Annotated in this window: 23 protein-coding genes and 1 pseudogene; 15 read left to right on the forward strand and 9 right to left on the reverse strand. The window is 73.4% G+C overall.

The window, feature by feature from the left end; all coding sequences use genetic code 11:
* Positions 1 to 121: 121 nt before the first annotated feature.
* Together murJ and ACIPPS_RS18660 are read right to left on the reverse strand one after the other, a co-directional pair.
* Entirely contained in the window at positions 122 to 1,804 is a 1,683-nt protein-coding gene (gene murJ / locus ACIPPS_RS18655; RefSeq protein WP_401432950.1) for a murein biosynthesis integral membrane protein MurJ, read from the reverse strand.
* Positions 1,801 to 2,976 (reverse strand): lipid II:glycine glycyltransferase FemX, encoded by a 1,176-nt coding sequence (locus ACIPPS_RS18660; RefSeq protein ID WP_401432953.1) that lies wholly within the window; start codon positions 2,974 to 2,976, stop codon positions 1,801 to 1,803. The genes murJ and ACIPPS_RS18660 overlap by 4 nt, the downstream gene beginning before the upstream one ends.
* A 188-nt stretch (positions 2,977 to 3,164) precedes the next feature.
* Between ACIPPS_RS18660 and ACIPPS_RS18665 the strand changes: the two genes are divergently transcribed.
* Positions 3,165 to 4,385: an Ig-like domain-containing protein gene (locus tag ACIPPS_RS18665; protein ID WP_401432955.1), complete on the forward strand. Its 1,221-nt coding sequence runs from the start codon at positions 3,165 to 3,167 to the stop codon at positions 4,383 to 4,385.
* 15 nt (positions 4,386 to 4,400) lie between these two features.
* On the opposite strand, the gene ACIPPS_RS18670 is transcribed toward ACIPPS_RS18665, so the two are convergent.
* Positions 4,401 to 5,060 carry a pirin family protein gene (locus ACIPPS_RS18670; RefSeq protein WP_401433168.1) on the reverse strand — a complete coding sequence of 220 codons (660 nt, stop codon included), beginning with the start codon at positions 5,058 to 5,060 and terminating at the stop codon, positions 4,401 to 4,403.
* A gap of 120 nt (positions 5,061 to 5,180) precedes the next feature.
* On the opposite strand from ACIPPS_RS18670, the gene fasR reads away from it, so the two are divergent.
* From fasR to fabF, 5 genes are all read left to right on the forward strand, one after another.
* A complete protein-coding gene (fasR, locus tag ACIPPS_RS18675) occupies positions 5,181 to 6,362 on the forward strand; it encodes a fatty acid biosynthesis transcriptional regulator FasR (protein WP_401432958.1) in 1,182 nt (393 codons plus the stop codon).
* A gap of 89 nt (positions 6,363 to 6,451) precedes the next feature.
* Positions 6,452 to 7,381: an ACP S-malonyltransferase gene (locus tag ACIPPS_RS18680; RefSeq protein WP_401432961.1), complete on the forward strand. Its 930-nt coding sequence runs from the start codon at positions 6,452 to 6,454 to the stop codon at positions 7,379 to 7,381.
* Between the two features lie 16 nt (positions 7,382 to 7,397).
* The gene (locus ACIPPS_RS18685) at positions 7,398 to 8,429 is read left to right on the forward strand and encodes a ketoacyl-ACP synthase III (RefSeq protein WP_401432963.1); all 1,032 of its coding nucleotides are present in this window, start codon (positions 7,398 to 7,400) and stop codon (positions 8,427 to 8,429) included.
* Between the two features lie 56 nt (positions 8,430 to 8,485).
* Positions 8,486 to 8,734 (forward strand): acyl carrier protein, encoded by a 249-nt coding sequence (locus ACIPPS_RS18690; RefSeq protein WP_401432966.1) that lies wholly within the window; start codon positions 8,486 to 8,488, stop codon positions 8,732 to 8,734.
* 79 nt (positions 8,735 to 8,813) lie between these two features.
* Positions 8,814 to 10,076 (forward strand): beta-ketoacyl-ACP synthase II, encoded by a 1,263-nt coding sequence (gene fabF / locus ACIPPS_RS18695; protein ID WP_401432969.1) that lies wholly within the window; start codon positions 8,814 to 8,816, stop codon positions 10,074 to 10,076.
* Between the two features lie 620 nt (positions 10,077 to 10,696).
* Here the strand turns inward: fabF and ACIPPS_RS18700 are convergent.
* Positions 10,697 to 11,191 carry a DUF3145 domain-containing protein gene (locus ACIPPS_RS18700; RefSeq protein ID WP_401432971.1) on the reverse strand — a complete coding sequence of 165 codons (495 nt, stop codon included), beginning with the start codon at positions 11,189 to 11,191 and terminating at the stop codon, positions 10,697 to 10,699.
* Between the two features lie 270 nt (positions 11,192 to 11,461).
* On the opposite strand from ACIPPS_RS18700, the gene ACIPPS_RS18705 reads away from it, so the two are divergent.
* Positions 11,462 to 12,466 (forward strand): SGNH/GDSL hydrolase family protein, encoded by a 1,005-nt coding sequence (locus ACIPPS_RS18705; RefSeq protein WP_401432974.1) that lies wholly within the window; start codon positions 11,462 to 11,464, stop codon positions 12,464 to 12,466.
* 11 nt (positions 12,467 to 12,477) lie between these two features.
* Positions 12,478 to 13,410 carry an aldose epimerase family protein gene (locus tag ACIPPS_RS18710; protein WP_401432977.1) on the forward strand — a complete coding sequence of 311 codons (933 nt, stop codon included), beginning with the start codon at positions 12,478 to 12,480 and terminating at the stop codon, positions 13,408 to 13,410.
* Between the two features lie 59 nt (positions 13,411 to 13,469).
* Here the strand turns inward: ACIPPS_RS18710 and ACIPPS_RS18715 are convergent, their stop codons facing one another.
* Entirely contained in the window at positions 13,470 to 15,908 is a 2,439-nt protein-coding gene (locus tag ACIPPS_RS18715) for a beta-glucosidase (RefSeq protein ID WP_401432980.1), read from the reverse strand.
* Positions 15,909 to 16,076: 168 nt separating this feature from the next.
* Here ACIPPS_RS18715 and ACIPPS_RS18720 point away from each other — a divergent pair.
* The 3 genes and pseudogenes from ACIPPS_RS18720 to ACIPPS_RS18730 form a co-directional block, all read left to right on the forward strand.
* Positions 16,077 to 16,640, forward strand: a pseudogene (locus ACIPPS_RS18720) (TetR/AcrR family transcriptional regulator); the annotation flags it as partial.
* 252 nt (positions 16,641 to 16,892) lie between these two features.
* Positions 16,893 to 18,137 carry a pyroglutamyl peptidase gene (locus tag ACIPPS_RS18725; protein WP_401432983.1) on the forward strand — a complete coding sequence of 415 codons (1,245 nt, stop codon included), beginning with the start codon at positions 16,893 to 16,895 and terminating at the stop codon, positions 18,135 to 18,137.
* A gap of 181 nt (positions 18,138 to 18,318) precedes the next feature.
* Positions 18,319 to 19,029, forward strand: coding sequence for a carbon-nitrogen hydrolase family protein (locus tag ACIPPS_RS18730; RefSeq protein WP_401432986.1), 711 nt, complete (start codon positions 18,319 to 18,321; stop codon positions 19,027 to 19,029).
* Positions 19,030 to 19,080: 51 nt separating this feature from the next.
* On the opposite strand, the gene ACIPPS_RS18735 is transcribed toward ACIPPS_RS18730, so the two are convergent.
* The 3 genes from ACIPPS_RS18735 to ACIPPS_RS18745 all read right to left on the reverse strand — a co-directional run bounded on the left by ACIPPS_RS18735 (position 19,081) and on the right by ACIPPS_RS18745 (position 21,535).
* Entirely contained in the window at positions 19,081 to 19,935 is an 855-nt protein-coding gene (locus tag ACIPPS_RS18735; RefSeq protein WP_401432989.1) for an EI24 domain-containing protein, read from the reverse strand.
* 94 nt (positions 19,936 to 20,029) lie between these two features.
* A complete protein-coding gene (locus ACIPPS_RS18740; RefSeq protein WP_401432992.1) occupies positions 20,030 to 20,452 on the reverse strand; it encodes an organic hydroperoxide resistance protein in 423 nt (140 codons plus the stop codon).
* 63 nt (positions 20,453 to 20,515) lie between these two features.
* Positions 20,516 to 21,535: an NADP-dependent oxidoreductase gene (locus ACIPPS_RS18745; protein WP_401432995.1), complete on the reverse strand. Its 1,020-nt coding sequence runs from the start codon at positions 21,533 to 21,535 to the stop codon at positions 20,516 to 20,518.
* Between the two features lie 96 nt (positions 21,536 to 21,631).
* On the opposite strand from ACIPPS_RS18745, the gene ACIPPS_RS18750 reads away from it, so the two are divergent.
* Entirely contained in the window at positions 21,632 to 22,096 is a 465-nt protein-coding gene (locus tag ACIPPS_RS18750) for a MarR family winged helix-turn-helix transcriptional regulator (protein WP_401432997.1), read from the forward strand.
* Here ACIPPS_RS18750 and ACIPPS_RS18755 read toward each other — a convergent pair.
* Positions 22,083 to 22,988 carry a hypothetical protein gene (locus tag ACIPPS_RS18755; RefSeq protein ID WP_401433000.1) on the reverse strand — a complete coding sequence of 302 codons (906 nt, stop codon included), beginning with the start codon at positions 22,986 to 22,988 and terminating at the stop codon, positions 22,083 to 22,085. The genes ACIPPS_RS18750 and ACIPPS_RS18755 overlap by 14 nt on opposite strands.
* 123 nt (positions 22,989 to 23,111) lie before the next feature.
* Here ACIPPS_RS18755 and ACIPPS_RS18760 point away from each other — a divergent pair, with 123 nt between their 5' ends.
* From ACIPPS_RS18760 to ACIPPS_RS18770, 3 genes are all read left to right on the forward strand, one after another.
* On the forward strand, positions 23,112 to 23,690 hold the full coding sequence (locus tag ACIPPS_RS18760) for a hypothetical protein (protein ID WP_401433002.1): 579 nt from the start codon (positions 23,112 to 23,114) through the stop codon (positions 23,688 to 23,690).
* Between the two features lie 446 nt (positions 23,691 to 24,136).
* Entirely contained in the window at positions 24,137 to 25,180 is a 1,044-nt protein-coding gene (locus ACIPPS_RS18765; RefSeq protein WP_401433005.1) for a rod shape-determining protein, read from the forward strand.
* Positions 25,181 to 25,216: 36 nt separating this feature from the next.
* The gene (locus ACIPPS_RS18770) at positions 25,217 to 26,992 is read left to right on the forward strand and encodes a GAF domain-containing protein (protein ID WP_401433008.1); all 1,776 of its coding nucleotides are present in this window, start codon (positions 25,217 to 25,219) and stop codon (positions 26,990 to 26,992) included.
* Positions 26,993 to 26,994 lie beyond the last annotated feature (2 nt).

The following is a 26,994-nucleotide window of genomic DNA, read 5'->3' on the forward strand; positions in this document are numbered from 1 at the left end:
CGGGTCGGCCGCGTGGGGCGGGTCGGCCGCGTCGGGCGCGTCGGCCGCGTGGGGCGCGTCGGGCGGGTCGGCCGCGTGGGGCGGGTCGGGCGGGTCGGCCATGTCGGCCGGATCGGCGGGCTCAGCCGCGGCGGGGGCGGGGGATCACGCGCAGGCGGCGGCCCGTGGTGGTCAGCAGGCCGCTCACCTCCGTGAGCCGGAGCGGCCGGGCCAGTACCGCGAAGACCGCGAGGACGGCGAGCCCGCCGGCCAGCGTGGCGGGCAACGCGCCCGCCGGGGCGGTGACGTCGGTGGCGAGGAGCCCGTACCCGGTGGCGGGCAGGGCGGCCACGCCGAGGCGCGCGAGCGACCCGGCGGCCCCGGGCACGGAGTCGCTCCGCGCACCGCCCAGCCGGCGCCGCAGCGCGTACGCGGTCAGGGCCCAGCCCGCCCAGAGCGCCAGCGAGTACCCGGCGGCGATGCCCGCGACCGCCCAGGTCGGGGGCAGGAGCCGGTACGCGGTCAGGGAGAGGCCCGCGTTCAGCGCCGCGATGACCAGGTTCAGCAGGAACGGGGTCCTGGTGTCGCGCAGCGCGTAGAAGGCGCGGGTGCAGACGTACTGGCCCGAGAAGGCGACCAGGCCCGGCGCGAAGGCCATCAGGATCCAGGCCATCCCCCGGACGTCGGCCGCGTCGGTCCTGCCGTACTGGAAGACCAGGCTCATCAGCGGCACCGCGAGCACGAACAGCGCGCAGGCCGAGGGGACGACCGCCGCGGCCGACGCGCGCAGCCCGTACGAGACGTCCCGCCGGACCCCCGCCAGGTCGCCGTCGGCGGCGGCCCCGCTCATCCTCGGCAGCAGCGCGGTCACCAGCGAGACGGTGACGATGCCGTGCGGCACGGCCCACAGCAGATAGGCGTTGTTGTACGCGGCGAAGCCGAGGCCGCCGCCCGCGCCCAGCTCCTCGGCCCGGGTCCCCGCCGCCGTCGCGAGCTTCGTCGTCACCCAGTACGTGGCCTGGTTGGTCAGGACGAGCAGCACCAGCCAGCCCGCCGACCGCAGCGGCGACGTCAGACCGCTGCCGCGCCAGTCGAACCGCGGCCGCCAGCGGAAGCCGGCGCCCCGCAGCGAGGGCACGAGCGCCAGTGCCTGGAGTGCGATGCCTCCTGTGGTGCCCCAGCCGAGCAGCGCGGTCTCCGCCGCCGAGAGCCCTTCGGAGCCCGTCACGGCCGTCGTCAGATACAGCCCGAACACGGCGATGACGACGACGTTGTTGAGGACCGGCGTCCACATCATCGCGCCGAACCGGCCGCGCGCGTTGAGCACCTGGCCGAGCAGGGTGAACAGGCCGAGGAAGAAGATCTGCGGCAGGCAGTACCGGGCGAACGCGACCGTCATCGACTCCCGCGCGCCGCTGTAGTCGGTGTACGCGTCGACGATCGCCGGCGCCGCGAACACCGCGCCCGCCGTCAGCACCAGCAGGGCGCAGACGCAGACGGTGAGGAGCCGGTCGGTGTAGGCGACGCCGCCGTCCTCGTGCTCCTTGGCGGCCTTGACCAGTTCGGGCACGAAGACCGCGTTCAGGGCGCCGCCGAGGAGCAGCATGTAGACGATGGTGGGGATGGAGTTGCCGACCGCGTACCCGTCGGCGATCCCGCCGACGCCGAGCGCGGCGGCGACGATCGCCGAGCGGACGAATCCCGTGGCGCGCGAGACCAGCGATCCGGCGGCCATGAGCGCGCCGCTGCGCAGCACGGAGGGGGCGGCGCGGTGCCTCGCCCCGGGCTCCGGCCCCCGCTCCGGCTTCGCGAGGGTGGTCGTCATCGGCGGGCCAGGTACGCCTGGAACGCCCGGTACAGCGCGTGGTTGGTCGTTCCGGCCAACGGTGTCTCCCACTCCCCCAGCGTCTCGACGGCCTGCCCGCCCGTGCCGAGCTTCCAGCGCAGCAGACCGTGGGCGCGGTCGTCCGGGTCAAGGGTGGAGGGTATCCCGCGCATGTCGTAGACATCGGCGCCCTGCGCGTGGGCGTCGAGCAGCATCCGCCACTGCAGGGCGTTGGACGGGCGGACCTCGCGGCGGTGGTCGGCGGAGGCGCCGGTCTGGTACCAGACCCGCTTCCCCACCGTGATCATCGTGTGGGCGGCGAGGGTCTCGCCCTCGTGGCGGGCGAGGTAGAGCTTCATCCGTCCGGGTTGCTCGGCGTTGAGGACCGCGTACTGACGTTCGTAGTAGGAGAGGGAGCGGCCGAGCCGGAAGCCGTCACGCTCCTCGGTGATCCGCAGCAGCCGGAAGAAGTCCGGCAGGTCGGCCGCCGAGCCGACGACGACCTCGACCCCGGACGTGCGGGCCCTGCGGACGTTGCGCCGCCACTCCTGGTTGAGCCCCTTCCACAGGTCGTCCGAGCTGCGGCCGAGGAGCGGCACCTGGTAGACGTGGCGGGGCTGGGCGTCGGCTCCGTCGGAGTCGCCGGTGGAGTCCCCGCCGCAGCGGCGCCAGCCACGGGAGCGGAGCCGTTCGGCGACGGCGGTGCCGAGCGGGTCGACCTCGTCGGCGAGGACGTCGGAGAGCCGCCGCCCCGGCCCGGTGTGCGCCTTGAGGGTGAGGGCGTTCCAGCGGCGGAAGGCCGGCGTGGGACCGATCCGTACGGCGAAGGCGCCGGCGGCGCGCAGGTGCCGGAGCAGCGGGCCGAGCCAGCCGTCGATGTCCGGGTCGGACCAGTCGGCGACGGGGCCCTCGGGGAGGTAGGCGAAGAACTTGCGGGTGCCGGGGAAGGGGCGCAGCAGCACGAGGGCGACACCCGTCGGACCGGAGCCCGACTCCGGTCCCCAGCCGAGGAGTTGGTGGCGCCAGCCGTCCTTGACGTCGGCCCAGGAGGGGCACTGGAGGAAGCTGGGGCGCACCTCGCCGCGCGCGAGGAAGGCCCGGTACGTCTCGACGGTGACGGGCTCGAGCCGAGTGGTCTGCGGCGGTGCGGCCGTCACGAGCAGAGCTGACACAACGTGAGCCTCCTTGGTCCGCCCCCTCGGTCGGGGGCGCACAGGATGCTCACAGCCGTCCTTGACCGGGCCGCGCGTCGTGTGTGACCGGACGATGACCGTTCCTCACCACCCCTCGTCACAGAGCGCCGGAGGGCGGTGCGGCGGCCTACAGTCCGGGCATCCCACACTTTTTTCCGGAGGTTTCCGTGGTTCCCGCACGCCCTGACCGCCCCGCGCCCGCACGCCCCGCACGGACCCGAATACGCCGGACGCTCGCGGCCGTCGCCCTCTGCGGCTCGCTCGCCGCCTGTTCGGCGGGGGCGGTGGGCGCGCCCCGTGCGACGGGCGGTCCCGGCGCCTCCGAGCAGGCGGAGGCGGCGGCGAAGGTGACCGTCGTCCGCCCGGCGGCGGGCCGGCCGGTGACGGTCACGGCCGCCGGCGGCACGCTGAGGAGCGTGCGGGTGGTGGACGCGGAGGGTGGTCTGCTGGTGGGGCGTACCGGGGCCGACGGGACGACCTGGGTCTCGGACCGCAAGGCGGTGCCGGGCACCTCGTACCGGGTGGAGGCGACGACCCGTACGGCGGGCGGGAAGGAGGCGACGACCGACTCGAGGTTCACGACCGCCCCGGCGGCGCGGGTCAACAAGCTGACGCTGGCGCCCGGGAAGAACACGACGGTCGGGGTCGGGCAGCCGCTGTCGATCGTCTTCGACCTGCCGGTGACGGACCGGGCCGAGGTGGAGAAGCAGCTCAAGGTGACGACCTCGAACGGGACGGTCGGCTCGTGGGGCTGGCTGAAGGACTACTCGGGCAGAGACCGGGTGGACTGGCGGCCGAAGGAGTACTGGAAGCCGGGAACCCGGGTCGATCTGGACGCGACGCTCGACGGGACGGACTCGGGCGGCGGCTGGTTCGTGCGGGACTACCGGACCGGGTTCACGGTCGCCGGGGCGGCGCAGGTGGTGAAAGTGGACCTGGACACCAAGCGGCTGGTCCTGGAGCGCGACGGGCGGGCCGTGCGCACGATCCCCGTATCGGGTGGGACACCCGGGGGCGACAAGCGGTCGTGGCGGGGTACGGCGGTGCTGATGGCGAAGGAGGGCACGATCAACATGAACTCGGAGACGGTCGGGCTCGGTGACGCGTACGACAAGATGGTCGACTTCTCGATGCGGCTGACGTGGTCGGGCATGTACGCGCACGCGGCGCCCTGGAACGCGGCCAACTTCGGCCGTGCGAACCGCAGTTCGGGGTGCATCGGGATGAGCGACGCGGACGCGGCGTGGTTCTACGGCCAGGTCCGCCCCGGGGACCCCTTCGAGATCCAGGGCGCGGAGACGAAGGGCACGGTGGCGGAGGGCAACGGCTACGGGGCGTGGAACGTGGGCTGGGAGCAGTGGCGCGCGAAGAGCGCGGTGGCCCGCTGACGCGGGCGGGGTGCCTCAGGGGCGCCGCATCTCCCAGAGGAGCAGCTCCGCGTCCGAGGTGGCGAGGAGGGCCAGGTCGCGGGTGTCGGTGACGCGGGCCGCGTCACCGGCGGCGAGTTCCTCGCCGGCGAGGCGGACCGTGCCCCGCACCACGTGCGCGTAGACGAGGTCGGCGTCGGGGACGGCCGTGCGCGCGCCCTGCTCCAGGCGCCGGACGTGGAGCATCGCGGCCGCCTCCGGGAGGGCGTAGGGGGTGGAGTCGGCGATGCCCCGGACGATCTCGTACGCGGGGTCGCCGCCGGGCTCCAGCGGGGCGAGCCACATCTGGACGAAGACCAGCGGCACGTCGGCGTCGTTGCGCTCCTCGTGCCGTACGCCCCCGGCGGAGCTGAGCCGCTGGAGGTCACCGGGGCGGACGACCGTGGTGTGACCGGCGGCCGTGTCGTGGTGGGTCAGCTCGCCCTCGACGACCCAGGTGACGATCTCGGTGTGCCGGTGCGGGTGCTCGTCGAAGCCCGCCCCGGGCGCGAGCCGCTCCTCGTTGCAGGCGAGCACGGCGCCGAAGCGCAGGTTGTCGGGGTCGTAGTGCGGCCCGAACGAGAACGCGTGCCACGTCTCGATCCCACCCGCCGCGTCGCCCCCGGGGTAACGGTCCCCGGCCCGCTGGATACGCATCACCCGCAAACGGTAGCCCGGGAGCGCCACCCGGCGGCGCGGCGGCCGGGAGGTGCGGCCCCACGGGGGAAACGGCCCCGACCCCGCACCCGGGCGTCCCGATAAGGCAGTCTTGTTCCCGTGCCCGAACCCACGAACGCCGCTCATCCCCATTCCGCGACCCTCAAGCGCCTCGAACAGTCGTCCGGTCGGCTCGCCGCCAACGCCATTGCCCGTATGGACGAGACGCTCCCGTGGTATCGGGCGATGCCGCCCGAGAACCGGTCGTGGATCGGTCTGGTCGCCCAGGCCGGTATCGCCGCGTTCACCGAGTGGTTCCGGCACCCGGAGACCCCGCAGGCCATCTCCACCGACGTCTTCGGCACCGCGCCCCGCGAGCTGACCCGCGCCATCACACTGCGCCAGACCGTCGAGATGGTCCGCACCACCATCGAGGTCATGGAGACGGCGATCGAGGAGGTCGCCGCCCCCGGCGACGAGTCCATCCTCCGCGAGGCCCTCCTCGTCTACGCCCGCGAGATCGCCTTCGCGACCGCCCAGGTCTACGCCCAGGCCGCCGAGGCCCGGGGCGCCTGGGACGCGCGCCTGGAGTCCCTCGTCGTCAACGCGGTGCTCTCCGGCGAGGCCGACGAGGGCGCCGTCTCACGGGCCGCCGCCCTCGGCTGGAACTCGCCCGACCACGTCTGCGTCGTCCTCGGCACCGCCCCCGACGGCGACAGCGAGCTGACCGTCGAGGCGATCCGGCGCGCCGCCCGGCACGCCAAGCTCCAGGTCCTCACCGGCGTCCTCGGCAACCGGCTGGTCGTCATCGCCGGTGGCAACGACAACCCCCTCGCCGTCGCCAAGGCGCTGATCGGGCCGTACGCCGCCGGGCCGGTCGTCGCCGGGCCCGTCGTCCCCGACCTGCTCGCCGCGACCCGCTCCGCGCAGGCCGCCGCCGCCGGACTCAAGGCGTGTACGGCCTGGCAGGACGCTCCCCGGCCGGTCCTGGCGGACGATCTCCTGCCGGAGCGCGCCATCGCGTCCGACCCTTCTGCCCGCGACCAGTTGGTGGAGGAGATCTACAGACCGCTGGAGGAAGCGGGCTCGGCGCTGCTGGAAACTCTGAGTGTCTATCTGGAGCAGGCGAGCAGTCTGGAAGGCGCGGCGAGGATGCTCTTCGTGCACCCCAACACCGTGCGCTACCGGCTTCGACGTGTGACAGACGTCACCGGTTGGTCACCCTCCGATGTCCGGTCCGCGTTCACGCTGCGAATCGCGCTGATCCTGGGACGCTTGGCCGACGGCGATTCACAGTCCTAGACTTTTGTCGAACACCAACAATTCCCCCGACGGTTCTTCGTCCTAGTCCTCACGGGCGCCGGGAGCCGTCCACAAGAGAGAGTGTGAGGGTGCTCGTACTCGTCGCTCCCGGCCAAGGCGCTCAGACGCCCGGCTTCCTGACTCCCTGGCTCGAACTCCCCGGTACCGCCGACCGTCTGGCGGCCTGGTCCGAGGCCATCAGTCTTGACCTCGTCCACTACGGCACCGACGCCGACGCGGACGAGATCCGTGACACCTCGATCGCGCAGCCGCTCCTCGTCGCCGCCGGCCTGCTGTCCGCGGCCGCGCTCGACGAGGCCGTCCCCGGCATCGCCCCCGGCGCCGTCGCGGGCCACAGCGTCGGCGAGATCACGGCCGCGGCGTTCGCCGGTGTCCTCGACGACACCTCCGCCCTGCGTCTCGTACGGACGCGCGGCCTGGCGATGGCCGAGGCCGCCGCGATCACCGAGACCGGCATGGCCGCGCTCCTCGGCGGCGAGCCCGACGCGGTCGTCCCGCACCTGGAGAAGCTCGGCCTGACCCCGGCCAACGTCAACGGCGCCGGTCAGATCGTGGCCGCCGGCACGCTGGAGCAGCTGGCCGCCCTCGCCGAGGACAAGCCCGAGGGCACCCGGCGCGTCGTCCCGCTGAAGGTCGCCGGCGCGTTCCACACGCACCACATGGCCCCGGCGGTCGCGAAGCTGGAGGCCGCCGCGAAGGAGCTGACCCTCTCCGACCCGCGCGTGCGCTACGTCTCCAACAGGGACGGCGCGGTCGTCGCCGACGGCGGCGAGGTCATCGCGCGCCTGGTCGGCCAGGTCGCCAACCCGGTCCGCTGGGACCTGTGCATGGAGACCTTCAAGGCCCTGGGCGTGACGGCGCTGATCGAGGTGTGCCCCGGCGGCACCCTGACCGGTCTCGCCAAGCGCGCGCTTCCGGGCGTGCCGACCGTCGCCCTGAAGACCCCCGACGACCTCGACGCGGCCCGCACGCTCGTCGCCGAGCACACTGCAGCCTGAGAAGGAGCCGTAGAGCATGTCGAAGATCAAGCCCAGCAAGGGCGCCCCGTACGCGCGGATCATGGGTGTCGGCGGCTACCGCCCCACCCGGGTCGTGCCGAACGAGGTGATCCTCGAGAAGATCGACTCCTCCGACGAGTGGATCCGCTCGCGCTCCGGCATCACCACCCGCCACTGGGCCTCCCCCGAGGAGACCGTGACCGCGATGTCGGTCGAGGCCTCCGGGAAGGCCATGGCCGATGCCGGGATCAGCCCGGAGCAGATCGGCGCCGTGGTCGTCTCCACCGTCTCGCACTTCAAGCAGACCCCGGCCGTCGCCACCGAGATCGCCGACAAGATCGGCGCGGGCAAGCCGGCCGCGTTCGACATCTCCGCCGGCTGCGCGGGCTTCGGCTACGGTCTGACCCTCGCCAAGGGCATGGTCGTCGAGGGTTCGGCGGAGTACGTCCTGGTCATCGGCGTCGAGCGGCTGAGCGACCTGACCGACCTGGAGGACCGCGCGACGGCCTTCCTGTTCGGCGACGGCGCCGGCGCGGTCGTGGTCGGCCCCTCCGACGTGCCGCACATCGGCCCCACGGTGTGGGGTTCGGAGGGCGACAAGTCCGAGACGATCAAGCAGACGGTCCCGTGGAACGAGTTCCACGTCGGCGACGTCTCCAAGCTCCCCCTCAACGAGCAGGGCGAGATCAAGTTCCCCGCCATCACGCAGGAGGGCCAGGCGGTGTTCCGCTGGGCCGTCTTCGAGATGGCCAAGGTCGCCCAGCAGGCGCTGGACGCCGCCGGAATCTCGGCGGACGACCTTGACGTCTTCATTCCGCACCAGGCGAACATGCGGATCATCGACTCGATGGTGAAGACTCTGAAGCTGCCGGAGCACGTCACGGTCGCGCGTGACGTCGAAACCACCGGCAACACCTCGGCCGCCTCGATTCCGCTCGCTATGGAGCGGCTCCTGGCGACCGGAAAGGCGAAGAGCGGCGACACGGCGCTCATCATCGGCTTCGGGGCGGGTCTCGTGTTCGCCGCGACGGTCGTTACTCTCCCCTAGGCACTCCGGATCTTCCGGAAGCCCCTTACCGAAGCAATCACAGAAGGAGCGCCACCATGGCCTTCACCCAGGAAGAGATCGTCGCCGGTCTCGCGGACATCGTCAACGAGATCGCCGGCATCCCGACCGAGGACGTCCAGACGGACAAGTCCTTCACCGACGACCTGGACGTCGACTCGCTGTCCATGGTCGAGGTCGTTGTGGCCGCCGAAGAGCGCTTCGAGGTCAAGATCCCGGACGAGGACGTCAAGAACCTCAAGACGGTCGGCGACGCGACCGAGTACATCCTGAAGAACCAGGGCTGATTCGGCCCCTGCTGACTCGGTCAGCCACCCGGCGGTGGCGCCGTATTTCGACCATCACACACGTGGAGAAAGAATTCCTGTGAACTCGACCAATCGCACCGTGGTCGTCACCGGTATCGGCGCAACCACACCGCTGGGTGGCGACTCCGCATCGACCTGGGAAGGTCTGATCGCGGGACGCTCCGGCGTCAAGTCTCTCGAGGGCGAACGTTTCGCCGAACTGCCGGTCCAGATCGCGGCGCTCGCCGCCGTCGACCCGGGTGACGTTCTGCCCCGCCCGCTCGCCCGCAAGCTGGACCGCTCGGCGCAGTTCGCGCTGATCGCGGCCCGCGAGGCGTGGGCCGACGCGGGCTACACCGCCCCGGCCGGTGAGGAGGGGAGCATCGAGCCCGAGCGGCTCGGCTCCGTCATCGCCTCCGGCATCGGCGGTGTCACGACCCTGCTCGACCAGTACGACGTGCTGAAGGACAAGGGCGTCCGCCGCGTGTCCCCGCACACCGTGCCGATGCTCATGCCGAACAGCCCCTCCGCCAACGTCGGCCTGGAGGTGAACGCCCGGGCGGGCGTGCACACCCCGGTCTCGGCGTGCGCGTCGGGCGCCGAGGCGATCGGCTACGCCGTCGAGATGATCCGTACCGGCCGGGCCGACGTGGTCGTGGCCGGCGGCACCGAGGCGGCGATCCACCCGCTGCCGATCGCGGCGTTCGCCAACATGATGGCGATGTCCAAGAGCAACGACGAGCCCACGAAGGCCTCGCGTCCGTACGACACGGGCCGGGACGGCTTCGTGCTCGGCGAGGGCGCGGGCGTGGTGATCCTCGAGTCCGAGGAGCACGCGAAGGCGCGCGGCGCGCGGATCTACTGCGAGGTGCTCGGCCAGGGCCTGTCGGCCGACAGCCACCACATCGCGCAGCCCGAGCCGACCGGCCGGGGCATCGCCGCGGCGATGCAGAACCTGCTGGACTCGACGGACCTCAAGCCCGCCGAGGTCGTCCACCTCAACGCGCACGCGACGTCGACGCCGCAGGGTGACGTGGCCGAGATCAAGGCGCTGCGCAAGGTGCTCGGTGACGACCTGGACCACGTCGCGATCTCCGCGACGAAGTCGATGACGGGTCACCTGCTGGGCGGCGCGGGCGGCATCGAGACCGTCGCGACGGTCCTGGCCCTGCACCACCGGCTGGCCCCGCCGACGATCAACATCGACGACCTGGACCCGGCCGTGGAGGCGGACATCGTCCGCGACGAGCCCCGCGAACTGCCGCAGGGCACGATCGCGGCGATCAACAACTCGTTCGGCTTCGGCGGCCACAACGTGGTGCTGGCGTTCCGCACGGTCTGACCCGACGTACCCGACGGAGGCCCACCCCGAGGCACGGGGTGGGCCTCCGCCACGCCCGGGCCCACCCTCGACGGGGGGTGGGCCTTCGGTGCATCCGGGCGTGTCGCGGCCGTGGGGCGCAGGGTCTCGTACCAGGCGACGCCGCCGGCTCCCCCGGCGAGCAGGCCGAGCACGGCCACGACGACGACCAGGGCGAGAAACCGGTCCTCCACGGCCTTCGACGGGGCGCCCGCGGGCACGGGGCCGGCGTCCTCGGCCGGCGAGGGGCCGGCGTCGGTCCTGGCCGCCCCCGAGCCGGGCTCGGCGTCCCGAAGCTCCGCGTCGGTCTGCTTCCCGCCGTCGTCCTCGTCCGGCAGCGTCGCGCCGAACACGCCGGTCAGGGTCACCGCGACCACCAGCAGTCCGACGGCCCACGCGATCATGCGGCCGGACAGATGACCGGAGACCGCCTGGTAGAGGAAGCCGCCGAGCAGCACCAGGGCCGCCCCCACGACGATCCCGCCCAAAAACATCGCGGCCGCCCCGACCGCCCTGCGTCCACGCATGACACGCCCCCGCCCCGCGCGCCCCCTGCGCGCCCCCGGGACGGAATCTACCTCCCGGGACGGGTGCGGACGGCCTCAGACGACCTGGTGCAGCCAGCGCACCGGGGCGCCCTCGCCGGCGTAGCGGAAGGGTTCCAGTTCGTCGTCCCAGGGCTTGCCGAGGAGCTTGGCGATCTCCGCCTCCAGCTCCGTCTCGCCGCGCACGGAGCGGGCCAGGGCGGCCCGCAGCCGGTCCTCGGGGATCAGGATGTCGCCGTGCATGCCGGTGACCGCGTGGAAGATGCCCAGCTCGGGCGTGGCGCTGTAGCGCTCGCCCTCGGCGGTCGGGCAGGGTTCCGCGGTGACTTCGAAGCGGAGCATCTGCCAGCCGCGCAGCGCGGAGGCCAGCTTGGAGGCCGTGCCGGTCTGGCCCTTCCAGGAGAACTCGGCTCTCCACGTGCCGGGCGACGCCGGCTGGCGGATCCAGTCGAGCTGGACCCTCGCACCGAGGACACCCGCGACCGCCCATTCGACGTGCGGGCACAGCGCGCGCGGTGCGGAGTGTACGTACAGGACTCCACGTGTCGTCACCGGGACCTCCAGTGTGGGACGAGGTTCGCCTTTCCCAGCGGCCTCAGTAAACAGCATCGGGAGCAAACTTCGTAAACCCCCGAAAAAGGGACAGCATGTGACGTGATGTAATTTACCGGAGCCGATCGGCCAGGGTGCCTCTGGTTCGACGGGGGAAAAGCTACCGTGCCGCACCGCCCTTGGGGTGACGTACGGTCGGTCCGGGCGCCGGTGGACACCAAGCATTCACCCGCCAGGACGCCGAACGGACGCCGGAGGAGGGCACGAGGCATGCGCGGAAGGAAGCGCGAGGGGACGCGCGGAGGGACCCGGGGAGAAACACCCGGAGGGCGGCACGGAGAGTCGCGCGGCGGAACGCGCCGGCCCTCGCGGCGGAACGCGCGGCGTGTACGACGACCTTTCCGGACCGGGATCGCCGCGGCCGGAGCCCTCGCGCTGCTGTGCACCGGCGCCCTGACGGGGTGTGAGACCGGCGCTCCGGAACCCTCGGCGTCCCCCACCCCGACCCCGCAGCCGACGCCCGACTGGGACCGCACCCCGAGCTCCGTCGCCGCCGTCGGCGACTCCATCACCCGCGCCTTCGACGCCTGTACGCTCCTGGCCGACTGCCCCGAGGCGTCCTGGGCGACCGGCACGGACGCCGGGGTCAACAGCCTGGCCCTGCGGCTCCTCGGCCCCGAGCGCGTCGCCGGGCGCAGTTGGAACCTGGCCAGGTCCGGGGCCCGGATGGCCGACCTGCCCGAGCAGATGGCGGCGGCGGGCACCCGGAAACCGGAGCTGGTGACGGTGCTGATGGGCGCCAACGACGCCTGCCGCACCACCGCCGCACAGATGACCCCGGTCGCGGAGTTCCGCGCGGACTTCGAGGCGTCGCTGGCGAACCTGCGGTCCTCCGCCCCGAAGGCGCAGGTGTACGTGTCGAGCGTGCCGGACCTGAAGCGGCTCTGGGCGCGCGGAAAGGACAGCCCGACGAGCCGCCGGGTCTGGAGCCTGGGGATCTGCGCCTCGATGCTGGCCGACCCGCTGGACCTGACCGCGTCGGCCGAGCGGCGCCGGACGACGGTGCGGGACCGGGTGGTGGCGTACAACGAGGTCCTGGCGGAGGTCTGCGCGCGGGACCGGCGCTGCCGGTACGACGGCGGCGCGGTGTTCGGCTTCCCCTTCGACGGGCGGCAGCTGAGCCCGTGGGACTGGTTCCACCCGAGCAAGGCCGGCCAGGCGCGGCTCGCGGAGCTGGCGCACCGGCAGGTGACGGCGGCGGAGCCGCCCGCGTAGGGTCCCTGATCATGAGGATCACGGGTGAACCCTTCGGTTCGGTCGACGGTACGGACGTCACGCGCTGGACCCTCCAGCGGGGCGCGGTGCGGGTGCGGGTGCTGACGTACGGCGGCATCGTGCAGTCCGTGGTGACGCCCGACCGGGACGGCGTGCCGAGCGAGACCGCTCTCGGCTTCCCGGATCTGACGGGCTATCTCAAGCATCCGGAGCCCTACTACGGCGCCTTGGTGGGTCGGTACGCCAACCGGATCGGGGGCGGCTCCTTCACCCTGGACGGCGCCACCCACCGCCTGGCCCGCAACGGCGGGCCGAACTGTCTGCACGGCGGGGAGCGCGGCTTCGACAAGCACGTGTGGGACGCGGAGGAGATCACCTCGGGCGTACGGCTCTCCCGGGTGAGCCCGGCCGGCGAGGAGGGCTTCCCGGGCCGCCTGGAGGTCTCCGTGAGCTACCGGCTGCGGGAGGACGGGGCGCTGCGGATCGGCTACCGCGCGCGGACCGACGCGCCGACCGTGGTGGCGCTGACGAACCACGCCTACTGGCGCCTGGGCGGCGGGGCGCACGAGCTGCGGGTGGCGGCGGACCGCTGGACGCCGACCGACGCGACGGGTGTCCCCACCGGGGCGTTCGCCGAGGTCGCGGGCACGGAGCTGGACTTCCGCTCCCGCAGGCGGGTGGCGATCTCGCTGGACCACAACTTCGTCCTCGACGAGGGCGGTTCGGCGGCCGCCGAGCTGTATTCGCCGGAGTCCGGGCGGACGGTGACGGTGGACACGACCGAGCCCGGTCTCCAGGTGTACGCGAACCCGGAGCTCGGCGGGATCGCGCTGGAGGCGCAGGCCTTCCCCGACTCGCCGAACCGGCCGGAGTTCCCCTCGGCGGTGCTGCGGCCGGACGAGGTGTACACGTCCACGACCGTGTACCGCTTCGGCACGCGCTGAAGCCCCGGGGCGGTTGTCAGGTGCCGCCCCGGGACCGGTCATGAGGGCCTTCGCCGCCGTCAGATGTCCAGCGTGGCGGTGAGGCGGGTGTCGGTCAGCGCGTGCGCGGCCCGCACCTCGTACGTGCCGGTGACGCGCGTCCAGCCGGTCCGCTCCTCGTCCCAGATCTCGAAGGCGCGGGCGGGCAGCGGGATCACGGTCTCGACGCTCTCGCCGGGGCCCGCCTCGACGCTCGCGAAGCCGGCCAGCCAGCGGGCCGGGCGCTCCACCCCGTCGGCCGTGGGCGCCAGGTAGATCTGGACGACCTCGCGGCCGGTGCGGGTGCCGGTGTTGGTGAGCCGGACCGTCGCCTCGGTGGGGGTGACTTCGAGGGAGTCGTAGGACCAGGTGGTGTAGCCGAGGCCGTGGCCGAAGGCGTACGCCGGGGTGGCGCCGGTCTTGTCCCAGGCGCGGTAGCCGATGAAGACGCCCTCGTCGTAGGAGAGTTCGCCCTCGGTGGGGGTGACTTCGGTGACGGGGACGTCGGCGAGGGCGACGGGCCAGGTGGTGGGGAGGCGGCCACCGGGCTCCGCGGCGCCGGTGAGGACGTCGGCGACCGCGGCGCCGCCCTCCTGGCCGGGGAACCAGGTGAGCAGGACGGCGGCGACGTCCTCGCGCCAGGGCATCTCGACCGGGGAGCCGGCGTTGACGACGACCACGGTGTTCGGGTTGGCGGCGGCCACGGCCCGGACCAGTTCGTCCTGGCGGCCCGGCAGGGCGAGGTCCTTGCGGTCGAAGCCCTCGGACTCGACGCGCTCGGTGGTGGCGACGACCACGACGGCGGTGTCGGCGGCGCGGGCGGCCTCGACGGCTTCGGCGATCAGTTCGTCGGGGTCGCGCCGCGGCCCGAGGTGGACGAAGGAGAACATGACGGCCGGCAGCGGGGCCGCGAACTCCTTGTCCAGCGTGTGGAGCAGGGAGACCTCGACGGTCTCGCCGGCCGTGAGGGCGACCCTGGCGCGCTCGACGGGGGCGCCGAAGAACGCCTCGAAGGGATCGGTCTCCGGGCCCATCACCTGGACGCCGTCGAAGACGCTCTCGCCCGCGACGCTGAGGCTGAAGGCGCCGAGGCCCCGGGTGCCGAAGGAGTGCTCGCCGGACTCGCGCGGGGTGAAGGCTCCGGTGACCTCGATGGAGTGCAGGGTCCCGTGGGTGACGCCGGCCGGGAGGTCGTCGCCGATCCACTGGACCTGGCCGTTGGGCAGGGTGCCCTCGCCGAGGACGGTGCCGTCGGCGTCGCGGCAGACCGCGCGGAGGGTGAAGCCCTGCTCGGCGGGGGTCAGTTCGTCGCTGGGGTCGGCGCCGACGGTGAAGGTGAGGGTCCCGTCGGGCAGGGCGGCGGTGAGGCCGTCGAGCGGGGAGACGGTGTGGTCGGGGAAGACCTGGGCGGAGCCGCCGCCGAGGACCCGGGCGTCGCGGGCGGCGGCGCCGGAGAGGGCGACGGTGGAGCCGGCGGCCAGGGGCAGCGCGGCGCCCTCGTTGCGGACGAGGACGATGCCTCGGGCGGCGATCTCGCGGGCGAGGGCGTCGCCGTCGATGGCGGCCGGGGGCTCCGCGACGACCGGCGGGGCGCCTTCGAGGGCGCCGACGCGGGCGGCGAGCCGCAGCACGTTCCGTACGGCCGCGTCGACGGCCGACTCCTCGACCTCGCCGGCCCGGACGGCGGCGGCGAGCGCCGCGCCGTAGACCGTCTGCGGGCCGGGCATGGCGACGTCGAGGCCGCCCTCGATGTCGCCCGTGGTGGAGCGGGCGGCCATCCAGTCGGAGACGTTGACGCCGTCGAAGCCCCACTCGCCGCGCAGGACCTCGTGGACGAGCTCGTGGTGCTCGGTCATGGTCACGCCGTTGACCTGGTTGTAGGCGGTCATGATGCCCCAGGGGCGGGCGTTCTTGACGATGGCCTCGAAGGGGGCGAGGTAGAGCTCGCGCAGCGGGCGCGGGGCGACCTTGTTGTCGACGGTGAAGCGGTCGGTCTCGGCGTCGTTGGCGACGAAGTGCTTGACGGTGGTGCCGACGCCGCCGTCCTGGACGCCCTGGACGTAGCCGGTGCCGATGACGCCGGTGAGGTACGGGTCCTCGCTGTAGGCCTCGAAGTGGCGGCCGCCGAGCGGGGTGCGGTGCAGGTTGACCGTGGGGGCGAGGAGGACGTGGACGCCCTTGCGGCGGGCCTCCTGGGCGAGGAGGCGGCCGGCGCGGCGGGCGAGGGCCGGGTCCCAGGCGGCGGCGAGGGCCGTCGGGGACGGCAGGGCGACGGACGGGTCGTCGGCGGTCCAGCGGACGCCCCGGACGCCGATCGGGCCGTCCGACATCACGATCGACCGCAGTCCGATCTCCGGCACGGCGGGCAGGGACCACATGTCCTGGCCGCCGAGCAGCCGGGTCTTGGTGTCCAGGTCGAGCGTGCCGAGCGCCGTCTCGACGGCCTGCTCACGGACGGTCTCCGCGCTGTTCTCCGCCATGGCCGTACCTCCTCGTTGAAGTCGTGTGCGGCCCATGGTGGACCCGATACCTGTAGATCGGTAGGTTACGTTATTGTTTCGTAATCTTACGATGACGTACGGTCCTCGTGCGGTCCTCGTGACAAGGGACCTTCGACTGGACGACCGGCAGGGAAGGGGGCCACGGCGATGGTGCGGGCCAGGAGTGAGGAGCGGCGCGCGGACATCGTGCGCGCGGCCCTGGAGGTGATCGCCGAGCGCGGCTACCGGGGCGCGTCGCTCAGCGCCGTCGCGGAGCGGGTCGGCCTGACGCAGCAGGGGCTGCTGCACTACTTCCCCACGAAGGAGGCCCTGCTCGTCGCGGTCCTCGCGGAGCGCGACAAGTGGGACACGAGCGGCGCGGGTTCGCGCGAGGGCTGGCGCCTCGACCTGATCGACTCGCTCGTCGAGTACAACGCGATGCGGCGGGGGATCGTGCAGACCTTCTCGGCGCTGCTGGGCGAGAGCGTGACCGAGGAACACCCGGCGCGCGCGTTCTTCACCGAGCGCTACGCCCAGGTCCGCACGGAGATGGCGACCGTGCTGCGCCTGGAGTTCGGCGAGCGGCTCCCGGGCGGGCTGACGCCGGAGCGCGCGGCGCCGATCCTGACGGCCGTGATGGACGGGCTGCAGTACCAGTGGCTGCTCGACCCGGCGGCGGTGGACATGCCGACGGCGTTCCGCGACTTCCTGCGGCTGCTGCGCGGCGACGGCGGGGGTGGCGGGGGCTCAGCCGGGGGCGAGGGCTGGCCTGGGGCCGACCGCTCACCCGGGACCGACAGCTCACCCGGGGGCGAGGGCTCACCTGGGGGCGCCGGGGAGAGCGGGAATGCCGGGGGCGGCGAGGGCGTCGAGGGCGGCGAGGGCGGCGAGGGCGGCGGCGGTAAGTGAGGGCGCCGTAGCGGGAGTTACGGGTGAGCCGGGATACTGCGCGAGCCCGTTTCCGACTCTACGGAGGTCCCTCCCGTGCTCTCCCGGATACGTCATGCCTCGCTCGGTCTCGCGCTGATCACCGCCACGCTGGTCGCGGGCGCTCCGCCCGCGTCGGCGGACGGGACCGGCGTGGCCGCCGGCACCGTGGAGGAGGCGCGGCTCGACCGTGCCGCGCCGCAGGAGATCCTCCGGCGTGGTGGATTCGCCTCCGTGGCGCCGGAGTTCGCCCGCGCCCTGGCCTGCTCCGCCTCGTACGGAGACGCGGAGCGCGCGGTGGTGCGCCACGGTGAGCGGCTCTGGCGGGACGCGGTCGACCGGGCGCAGGGGCGCCGGGTGCGCGGCGACCTCAGCGCGGACGACGACCGCCCGCTGTACTGGGCGCGCCTCGCGATGACCCGCGAACTGCGCGGCTGGCAGCCGGGGTTCGCGCTCTCCGAGGAACGGCGCGGCCTGCTGCTCGACCGGCTGGAGCGCTCCTCGCGCGGCCAGGACTCGATCGCGTTCCCGGCCGGGAAGGGCATGAAGCGGATCCTGCTGACCGGCTTCGACCCGTTCACCCTCGACCGGGACGCCCGGATCAGCAATCCGTCCGGCGCCACCGCGCTGGCCCTGGACGGCACCGTGATCCGCACGGCGGACGGGGGCCTCGCCCGGATCGAGACGGCCGTCTTCCCCGTCCGCTGGCAGGACTTCGCCGACGGGACGGTCGAACGGACCCTGCGCCGGCACCTTCCGACGGTGGACCTCTTCACCACCGTCAGCCAGGGCCGGATCGGCCGCTTCGACGTCGAGCGGTTCAACGGGGCCTGGCGGGGCGGCTTCCCCGACAACGAGAACGTCTCGCGCACGGAGACGGTCCCGGTGGACGCCCCATCCACGCAGCCCCAGTGGACGGCGACGACGCTGCCGTACGCCTCGATCGTCGCGGCGGACACCGGGCGCTTCCCGGTACGGGACAACACGGTGGTGACCGAGGTCCCGGCGGGCGGGGCCGGGCCGGTGGAGCGCCCGGACGGCCCGACGGCGGGCTCCACGGCGCGCGCGGGCGGCGGCGGGGACTACCTCTCCAACGAGATCGCCTACCGCGCGACGCTGCTGCGTGACCGGCTCGGGCTGCCGGAGCTGCCCGGCGGCCATGTGCACACGCCGGTCCTGCAGTTCGGCGCGGGCAACACGAACCCGGCGACGGGGACGGTCACGGACCCGGATTTCGTCCGCAACCGGCTCGACATCATCGGCCAGGTCCGGGCGATCGTCGCGGTGGCGGTGGCGTCCTAGGGGGTGTCCGGAGAGTACGGCCGTCCGCCCGCAGGGCGCCGGTCAGGGCGAGCCGGGCCAGACCTTCCGGACACGACCTGGCTTTCCCGGGCCCGCCGAGGCCCTGGCCGGATCGCCCTGCGGGCACGGGCGGAAGGGCCCGGGGTTCCGTCTCCGGCGCCGGGGCGGGATGATGGCGGTCATGATCGTCGCAGCAGCTCAGTTCGCCCCGGTCGCCGGGGACGTCGACGCCAATGCCCGTACCGCGGGCGAGCTCGTCCGGGAGGCCGGTGCCGCGGGCGCCCGGCTCGTCGTCCTCGGCGAGCTGGCGCTCACCGGCTATGAGCCGACCCTCATCCACGCCACCCCCGCCCTCCGGCTCACCGAGGACGACCCGCGGCTCGATCCGGTCCGGGAGGCCTGCCGCGCGTCGGGCTCGGCGGCGGTCGTCAACGGGCCGGTGGCCACGACGTCCGGCCGGCCGGGCATCACGTCCCTGGTCTTCGGCCCGCGGGGCGAGCTGCTCACCCGCTACGACAAGGCCCATCTGTACGGCCTGGAGGCCGAGGTCTTCGCCCCGGGCGCGGCCGACGGCCGTTTCACCCTGGACGGCGTCCGATTCGCGCTCGCCACCTGCTACGACAACCGCTTCCCCGAGATCGCCGAGCGGGCCGCCGACGACGGCTGCACCGTCTACCTGGCGAGCTCGGCGCTGGACGCAGAGAACGACTCGTTCGAGAAGGTGTATCCGGTACGGGCCCGGGACTTCGGGCTGTACGTGGTGCTGGCCAACCTCGTCGGCGCCAGCGAGGCAGGCCCGTGCGTGGGCCTCAGCGGCGTCTGGGGCCCCGACGGGGAGCGCATCGCGGACGCGGGCGCGGAGCGTGGCTTCGCCCTCGCCGAGGTGGGCTGAGCGGACCGGGCCCGACGGGCGTCAGGCGCCCGGACGCGGCCGCCGGTGCTCCTACCCCTGCGGCTGCTGGTGCTGGGGGGCCTTCGCGTACGGGTGGGCCTGTGGTGCGGCCGTCGGCACCGACTCCGCCGGGGTCCCCTCGCCGTCGGTCCCCGACCCGTCGGTCCCCGCCTCGCCGGTCAGCTCGCGGGCCATCAGCGTGGCGCCCGCGACCGCGCCCGGCATGAGGAACACGGCGACGAACGGGACCAGGAACGACAGGGCCAGCGGGACGCCGAAGCCCAGGGTGAGCATCCGGCGGCCCCGGAGCATCCGGAGGCGTTCCTTCAGCTCGACGCCCCGGCGCTGGAGGGCGACGGCCGACAGCTCCTCGGCGAGGAAGAAGCCGGAGACGCAGAAGCCGATCACCGGCACGACCGTCTGGCCGACGACGGGGATGAAGCCGCAGGCGAAGAGCAGGACGCCGTAGAGGGCGACCCGGGCGAGCACGCGCAGGCTGTCCCGCGCGGAGATCCACAGCTCGCGCCAGAGCGGCAGGCCGGACTCCGGCACCTCGCCGCCCTCGGTGCGGTCGACCTGCTCCGAGAGCGACTCGTAGAACGGCTGGCCGACCAGCAGGGTCACCGCGGTGAAGGTGATGACCGCGAGGAAGAGCCCGAAGGCGAAGACGAGACCGGTCAGGAAGCCCCGGACGAGCCCCTGCCAGGGGGAGGTCCAGTCGTCGGCGAACGGCGTCGCCCAGGCGGCGAGGTCGTCGGCCCCGTATCCGAGGCCGACGAGGGCGCCCACGTACAGCAGCAGCGTCACGAGCCCCGGCAGCAGCCCGAACCCGAGCCACCTGCCGTGCAGGCCGACCCACTTCTGTCCCCGTACCAGATATCCGAACCCAGCCCCGAAATCGCGCATGTCGATCACCCTATCGGGCGCCTCGAACGGGCCGGCGCGAAGAAGGCCGCACCCCGGTCGGTCGAGGTGCGGCCTCCTTCAGAGTACGCGTAACTCAGACGGCGAGCTCCACCGTGATGTTCCCGCGGGTCGCCTTGGAGTACGGGCAGACCTGGTGGGCCTTCTCGATCAGGCTCTTCGCGGTCTCGGCGTCCACGTTCGGGATGGTCGCCGAGATCTTGACGGTGAGGCCGAAGCCGTCGTCGTTCTTGCCGATGCCGACCTCGGCGGTGACCGTCGAGCCCGAGATGTCGGCGTTCTCGTTGCGCGCCACGACGCCCAGCGCGCCCTGGAAGCAGGCGCTGTAGCCGGCGGCGAAGAGCTGCTCGGGGTTGGTGCCCGCGCCCGAGCCACCCATGGCCTTCGGCGGGTTCACGACGACGTCGAGCTGGCCGTCGTCGGTCGCGACCCGGCCGTCCCGCCCGTTCTCGGCGGTGGCGACGGCGGTGTACAGGACGTCGGACTGCTGGATGGACATCTGATGCTTCCTTCTGCTGGTTCGCCGCGACTCGCGCCCACGATCGCGACGGCTGAGGGAAGACTAACGGGTCATCGAAACGATCATCTTTCCGGTGTTCTCCCCGCGGAGCATTCCGAGGAAGGCCTCCACGCCGTTCTCGATGCCCTCGACGACCGTCTCGTCGTACTTCAGCTCGCCGGAGCGCAGCCAGCCGCCGACCTCCTCGACGAACTGCGGCTGCAGGCCGTAGTGGTCGCCGACGAGGACGCCCTGGAGGCGCAGCCGCTTGCCGATGATCATGGCCATGTTGCGCGGGCCGGGGACCGGCTCGGTGTCGTTGTACTGCGCGATCATGCCGCAGATGGTGGCGCGGCCGTGCACGTTGAGCGAGGAGATCGCGGCTTCCAGGTGGTCGCCGCCGACGTTGTCGAAGTAGACGTCGATGCCGTCCGGTGCGGCCTCGCGGAGCTGGTCCTTGACCGGGCCGTTCTTGTAGTTGAACGCGGCGTCGAAGCCGTACTCCTCGACGAGCAGCTTGACCTTCTCGTCGGAACCGGCGGAGCCGATGACCCGGGAGGCGCCCTTGAGCTTCGCCATCTGGCCGACCTGGCTGCCGACGGCGCCGGCCGCGCCGGAGACGAAGACGGCGTCGCCCTCCTTGAAGGAGGCGACCTCGAAGAGGCCGGCATAGGCCGTCAGGCCCGTCATGCCGAGGACGCCGAGGTAGGTGGAGAGGGGGGCGAGGGCTGCGTCCACCTTGACGGCGTGCTCGGCGGCCAGGTCGGCGTACTCGCGCCAGCCGAGGCGGTGCAGGACGTGGTCGCCCACGGCGAAGCCCTCCGCGTTCGACGCGACGACCTCGCCGACGGCGCCGCCCTCCATGGGGTGGTCCAGCTTGAACGGCGGGGTGTACGACTTCACGTCGTTCATGCGTCCGCGCATGTACGGGTCGACGGAGAAGTGCAGGTTCTTGACCAGGATGCGGCCCTCGGCGGGCTCGGCGACCGGGGTCTCACGGAGCGCGAAGTCCGCGGGGGTGGGCCAGCCGTGCGGGCGGGCGACGAGGTGCCACTCACGGCTGGACGCGGGAAGAACGGTCATCGGCTCTGCCTCCTGGAACGAGAATTACTTCACCATCTGAAACAACCATGCGCCTGGATATTTCATGTTGTCAAGTATCTGGGTACGATGGCGCCCATGGCCACCTCACGCACCGACCCCGTGACCCTCGAAGTCGTCGAGCTGATCGGCGCTGTCGTGGCGCGGTACCACCAGGAGTACGAGCACGCGGCCTCGGAGCACTCGCTCACCGGCGCCCAGGCCCGCGTCCTCGGGCTCCTGTCGCTGGAGCCGGTGGCGATGCGGAAGATCGCCGAGAAGCTGAAGTGCGAGCCGTCGAACGTCACGGGGATCGTCGACCGCCTCGAATCGCGCGGCCTGGTGGAGCGCCGCCCCGATCCGGCCGACCGCCGCGTCAAGCTGGCCGCGCCCACCCCGGAGGGCCTGGACACCGCCCGCAGGCTGCGGGAGTCGCTGGACTTCGCGCGCGAGCCGCTCGGGCAGCTCACCGCGGTCGAGCGGACGCTGCTGCGGGACCTGCTGCGGCGGATGCTGGGCGAGGACGTGCCGGAGGACGCGCCGCCGCGGCCTACCAGCAGATGAAGAGCCAGCAGGTCGGCTCCGGGCTCGGCGTGGGAGGGGCCGGGGTGGGCGTCGGCGGCGCGGTGGGCTGACCCGTCGTCGGGCCCGGCGCCGAAGGGGTGTCGCCCGGCTCCGGCGACTCGGTCGGCGGCTCCACGGACGGCGAGTCGCCGACCGTGGCGCTCGGGCCGCCCGCACCGCCGCCCGGCCCCTCGCCGCCTCCACCGCCGCCGCCCTCCCCGCCCCCGGGCCCGTTCCCGCCCCCGCCTCCGGACCCCGACCCGGAGCCGCCGGAGCCGGAGCCGGGTATGCCCGTGTGGCCGGGGGCGGGCAGGTCCGCGTCCACCGGCGAGGCCGAGGTCGACACCCGGACCGGGCCCGGCGTCCGCGACGGACGGACGGTCTCCGACGGCACCGGCGGCAACGAGGTCTCGACGACCTCCTCCTCCTGTACGGCGGTGGCGGCGCCCCCCTCGTCCGGAGGGTCGAGCGCCACCTTCGTCAGGCTCAGCGCGCCGGCCGCCAGCAGCAGCCCCAGCCCGCCCACCAGAACGTTTCGCCCCTTGCGGCTGCGCCCCCGGCGCCCCCTGCGCGAGGCCGCCCGCCCGGACGCGCCGCCGGCACCCGCCTCCGCGGCGGCCCGCCTGGCGGCACGACCGCCCCCCGAGGCGGGGCGCGGCGGCTCGACGACGTCCAGTTCGTAGACGTGCTCGGCCTCGGCCGCGTACGCGGTCGCGCGAGGGGGCTCGGTCGCGTACTCGGCCACGCGAGGGGGCTCGGTCCCGTACTCGCTCGCGCGAGGGGGTTCGGCCGCGCGGGGGGTCTCGTACCGCAGCTCCTCCACCGGCGTACCGCACCCCGCACAGGCGAGGGCGCCGTTGAGATGCCGTCGGCACTGATGGCAGTAGTCCATGGCTGCCGCAGAGTATGTGTCGGCGGGACACCACAGGTAGGCGGCGACGTGAGGATCCTGTGAGGAAACCCCAGGTAGGCGGCGCGTCGTCGCGATTCTCCCGCTTCGGGCAGGATGGTCGCCATGACCTCGTCCGAGCCCTTCGGGCCCACCGAGTTCCAGCTCGTCCTGCTCCGCCGGATGGCCGACCACCAGCCGGATCTCGTCGAGGAAGCCGTCCGCGCACTCGGGGTCGACAGGACGCGGATGCGGGAGGCCAACCGGCGCTGGCAGGCCTGGGCGCATGCCCGCCGGGGCCCGGGCGAACTCGCCCGGTACCGCGCCGCGCTCGGCGAGCCCGTGGCCCGCCGCCGGGTGGAGCAGTACGACTCCGAGATCCTCCAGTGGGAGCTGCCGCTCTGGCCGGAGCTGCGCTGGGAGGTCCTGGTGGGACCGCTCGGCCGCCGGACGGCGTCGCAGGTCTGGGGGTGCGGCCTGGTCCGCGCACCCGGCTCCGCCGTCCCCGAGCTGCGCACGGAGGCGGATCTGCGGCCCTGGGGCTGCACGGTCGCCGAGGTCGGCAACGCCTTCCCGCCGGCCCGGGCGCGCGACGGCAGCGCGCCGACCCGGTTGCGCCTGGACTTCACCCTCCCCGACGGCACACCGGGCGCCGCCGAGTTCACCTGGGGTCTGTTGCAGCGTCTGCTCCGACCCGGCGCCTGACCCGACGCCCTGAGCCGATGCCCTGACGCGGTGCCCTGAGCCGATGCCCTGAGCCGATGCCCTGACCCGACGCCCTGAGCCGGGGCCCTGACGCGATGCCCTGAGCCGACGCCCTCATCCGAGGCCCCGACCCGACGCCCTGATCCCTGGCCCCGACCCGTCGCCCTGAGCTGATGCCCTGACCCGACGCCCTGATCCGAGGCCCCGACCCGTCGCCCTGAGCTGATGCCCTGACCCGACGCCCTGATCCGCCACCCCGACCAGCCACCCCGACCCGGCTCCCCGACCCGCCACCCCGACCGGACTCCCTGACCCGGCGTCAGGTCTCTTACACCCCCGGGCGGCGCATCCCAGCGCGCGCCGCGCCGGAGCCGTGCGCAGGATGCGAACAGAACGCGCGTCCATCCACTCGCTCCGTGCCAGCACCGCACTCCGGAGGATCTGCCGTGACCGTCAGCCTTGAGCAGTTGCGCCGTTGCCATCTCGCCGTCGACCTGGGCGCCGCCCGCACCCGGGTCTTCGTCAAGGGCGCCGGGCTCGTCGTCGACGAGCCCAGCGTCGCCGCCGTCAACACCCGCACCGGGGCCCTGATCGCCGTCGGCGCCCTGGCGGAGAAGATGACCGGCCGCACCCCCGACTACATCCGGGTCGCCCGGCCCGTCTCCGGCGGCACCGTCGTCGACATCGAGATGGCCCAGCGGATGCTCCGTCACCTCCTCGGTGAGAAGCTCCGCCGCCAGCTGCGCCGCAAGCCCCGGCTGCGCGCCGCCGCCTGCACCCCGCACGACAGCGACCCGCTCGCGCAGCGCGCCGCCGTGGAGACCCTCGTCGGCCTCGGCGCGCGCCGGGTCGAGCTGGTCGACACCCTGATCGCGGCGGCGGTGGGCTGCGGCCTCCCCGTCGAGCAGCCCACCGCGACCATGATCATGGTCTGCGGCGCGGCGACCACCCAGGTCGCCGTGTTGTCGCTGGGGTCCATCGTGACCGCCCAGCGGATTCCGGTGGGCGGCGACGCGATCGACCACGCGGTCATCCAGCACCTGCGCCACCAGCACGAGCTGATGCTGCCCAGCCAGTCCGTGCGGCCGCTGCAACTCGCCCTCCGAGGCAACGGCCTGACGCCCCAGGGCCCGAGCTACACCGAGATCCACGGCCGGGACGTCGCCACGGGCCTCGCCCGCTCGGTGACCGTCGACACCGCCGCCGTACGGGAGGCGATCCACACCCCGCTGACCGCCGTCCTCGACGGCATCGGCAAGATCCTGCGCGACTGCCCGCCCGACCTGGTGGCCGACCTCGCCGAGCGCGGCATCATGATGGTCGGCGGCAGCGCCCTGCTCCCGGGCCTCGACCAGATGTTGCGCGAGGCGACCGGGATGCCCGTGCACATCGCCGAACGGCCCGACGTGTGCGCGATCCTGGGGCTCGGGGCGATGCTGGAGGGCAAGATCCAGCCGATGGTCCTCGACCCGCTGTCCGTGGCGGAATGATCGTCTCGACCGACCGTTTTGCATGACAATGTTCCCATGTCACTCATGGACCCGGACGACGACTCGGAATCCGCACCCCGGCTGCCGATGCTGCTCCAGGCGGTCCTGAGTGTCGGCACCGAGCTCGAACTGCGGGCCACGCTCCAGCACCTCGTGGACTCCGCGACGCAGCTGATCGGGGCGCGCTACGGGGCGCTCGGGGTCGTGGACCCCGAGCGCGGCCGGCTCACCGAGCTGTTCACGGCCGGGATGACGGACGCCGAGCGGGCGCGGATCCCCCGGCTGCCCGACGGGCACAGCGGGCTCCTCGGCGTCCTCGTCGAGGACCCGCAGCCGTTGCGGCTCGACGATCTGACGGCCGACCCGCGCTCCTGCGGGATGCCCGAGGGCCACCCCGCGATGCACTCCTTCCTCGGAGTGCCCATCCGGGTCCACACCGAGGTCTTCGGCAACCTCTACCTCACCGAGAAGCACGGCGGCGGCCCGTTCACCGAGGAGGACCTGTCGATGCTGCGGGTCCTCGCCTCGCAGGCGGGGATCGCGATCGGCAACGCCCGGCTGTACGAGACCGTCCGGCAGCGGGAGCGGTGGATCGAGGGCGCGGCGGCGGTGACGACGGCGCTGCTCGCCGGGGAACCGGCGGCGGACGCGCTGACGACGGTGGCCGAGCGGGCGCGGATCCTCGCCGACGCCTCGGCCGGGGTCGTCCTCCAGCCCACGCCGGAGGGCGGGATGGAGATCGTCGCGGCCTCGACGGTGGACGACCCGGGCGACCTGGTGGGCACGGCGATCACGCCCGGCTCGCCGGTCCTCGTGCAACTGCTGGGCGGGGAGCCGGTTTTCGTCGAGGACTCGGCGACCGATCCGCGGATGACGACGCACGTACGGTCGCGGTTCGGGCCCTCGATGATGCTGCCGCTGCAGAGCGGCGGCCGGCTCATCGGCACGCTCGCGCTCCCCCGGCGGCGCGGCGGACGCCCGTACACGGCGGTGGACCGGCTGCTCGCCTCGCAGTTCGCCTCCCAGGCGGCGCTGGCCCTGGTCCTGGCGGACGCGCAGCACAACCGGGAGCAGCTCGCGGTGTACGAGGACCGCGACCGGATCGCCCGCGACCTCCACGATCTCGTGGTCCAGCGGCTCTTCGCGACGGAGATGATGCTGGAGTCGACACGGCGACGCGCGGCGGCGGAGACGGGCTCCGAGCCGCACTCCGCCCGCGGCGCGGGCGGCGGCGCGGACGTCGAGGAGGGGGGCGGAAGCGAGCGCCCCGCCTCCGGCACGGTCCCCGGCTCCCCCACGGACGAGCGCCCCGGCCCCGGCACCGGCACCGGCACCGGCCCCGGCTCCCACCCGGACGAGCGCCCCGCCTCCGGCACGGTCCCCGACTCCCCCGGGAGCGAACGCCCCGGCCCCGGCGTCGACGTCGAGGCCCTGGACGACACGGCGCTACTCGGGCGGGCCGTGGACGAGCTGGACTCCACCATCCAGGAGGTACGGACGGCCATCTTCGCCCTCCAGCAGCCCCCCGCCGACGCCCCGACCACCTTCCGGGGCCGGGTGCTGCGCGAGACCGACGGCGCGGCGGTGCTCCTCGGCTTCCCGCCCTCGGTGCGGTTCACCGGCGCGGTCGACGCCCTGGTCGAGCCCGCCGACGCGGACCGGCTGCTCGCCGCCCTGCGCTCCGCGCTGGCGGCGGCCCATCGCCGGCCGGGGCTCACCGCGATCCGGGTCGAGGTGACGGCCACGCCGGACGGCCCGCGGCTGCGCGTCACGGACGACGGACACCCACCGACGACGGTGGAGTGGCCGTAGGC

This window comes from Streptomyces sp. NPDC090127, assembly GCF_044746945.1.
In the GTDB taxonomy this organism is placed as follows: domain Bacteria; phylum Actinomycetota; class Actinomycetes; order Streptomycetales; family Streptomycetaceae; genus Streptomyces.

Excerpts from the sequence above, each read along its gene's own strand:
- ACIPPS_RS18740 (WP_401432992.1), bottom strand. The coding sequence starts at position 20,452 with ATGTCCATCCAGCAGTCCGACGTCCTGTACACCGCCGTCGCCACCGCC.
- ACIPPS_RS18690 (WP_401432966.1), top strand. The coding sequence starts at position 8,486 with ATGGCCTTCACCCAGGAAGAGATCGTCGCCGGTCTCGCGGACATCGTC.
- ACIPPS_RS18730 (WP_401432986.1), top strand. The coding sequence starts at position 18,319 with ATGATCGTCGCAGCAGCTCAGTTCGCCCCGGTCGCCGGGGACGTCGAC.
- ACIPPS_RS18755 (WP_401433000.1), bottom strand. The coding sequence starts at position 22,988 with ATGGACTACTGCCATCAGTGCCGACGGCATCTCAACGGCGCCCTCGCC.
- ACIPPS_RS18670 (WP_401433168.1), bottom strand. The coding sequence starts at position 5,060 with ATGCGTATCCAGCGGGCCGGGGACCGTTACCCCGGGGGCGACGCGGCG.
- ACIPPS_RS18745 (WP_401432995.1), bottom strand. The coding sequence starts at position 21,535 with ATGACCGTTCTTCCCGCGTCCAGCCGTGAGTGGCACCTCGTCGCCCGC.
- ACIPPS_RS18705 (WP_401432974.1), top strand. The coding sequence starts at position 11,462 with ATGCGCGGAAGGAAGCGCGAGGGGACGCGCGGAGGGACCCGGGGAGAA.
- ACIPPS_RS18735 (WP_401432989.1), bottom strand. The coding sequence starts at position 19,935 with ATGCGCGATTTCGGGGCTGGGTTCGGATATCTGGTACGGGGACAGAAG.
- ACIPPS_RS18750 (WP_401432997.1), top strand. The coding sequence starts at position 21,632 with ATGGCCACCTCACGCACCGACCCCGTGACCCTCGAAGTCGTCGAGCTG.
- ACIPPS_RS18715 (WP_401432980.1), bottom strand. The coding sequence starts at position 15,908 with ATGGCGGAGAACAGCGCGGAGACCGTCCGTGAGCAGGCCGTCGAGACG.
- ACIPPS_RS18710 (WP_401432977.1), top strand. The coding sequence starts at position 12,478 with ATGAGGATCACGGGTGAACCCTTCGGTTCGGTCGACGGTACGGACGTC.
- ACIPPS_RS18770 (WP_401433008.1), top strand. The coding sequence starts at position 25,217 with ATGTCACTCATGGACCCGGACGACGACTCGGAATCCGCACCCCGGCTG.
- murJ (WP_401432950.1), bottom strand. The coding sequence starts at position 1,804 with ATGACGACCACCCTCGCGAAGCCGGAGCGGGGGCCGGAGCCCGGGGCG.
- ACIPPS_RS18760 (WP_401433002.1), top strand. The coding sequence starts at position 23,112 with ATGACCTCGTCCGAGCCCTTCGGGCCCACCGAGTTCCAGCTCGTCCTG.
- ACIPPS_RS18685 (WP_401432963.1), top strand. The coding sequence starts at position 7,398 with ATGTCGAAGATCAAGCCCAGCAAGGGCGCCCCGTACGCGCGGATCATG.